At 64.8% G+C, this 392-nt stretch carries 1 protein-coding gene; it reads left to right on the top strand.

Annotated features, from left to right (window positions below; all coding sequences use genetic code 11):
- Window positions 1-14: 14 nt before the first annotated feature.
- The coding region (locus AC07RN_RS21460) for a linear amide C-N hydrolase (RefSeq protein ID WP_478337297.1) at window positions 15-392 on the top strand (378 nt) is incomplete at its 3' end.

Raw genomic sequence — 392 nt, 5'->3', positions numbered from 1 at the left:
CCGGCGCCTTCGACATGATGTCCGTCGACGGGATCAACGAGGCCGGCTTGTCCGGACACATCCTCTGGCTCACCGAATCCGAGTACGGGACATTCGACAAGTCGCGGCCGGCGCTCAGCATGGCGATCTGGCTGCAGTACTTCCTCGACAACTTCGCGACCGTCGCGGATGCCGTCGCGTGGATCGACGAGACCAAGGTTCAGGTGGTGCCGCTGGGGGATCCGGCCACGGGCGAGGTGCCCGCCGTCCATCTGGCGCTCGACGATGCCACTGGCGACTCGGCGATCGTCGAGTATGTCGACGGCGGCGTCGCCAACGTCTGGCACGACCGCAGCTATCGCGTGATGACCAATTCACCCACCTACGACAAGCAGATCGACATGCTGCGGGAG

Source organism: Lelliottia sp. GFLA7 (assembly GCF_056490165.1).
This window is presented reverse-complemented; position numbering and strand designations above follow the sequence as displayed.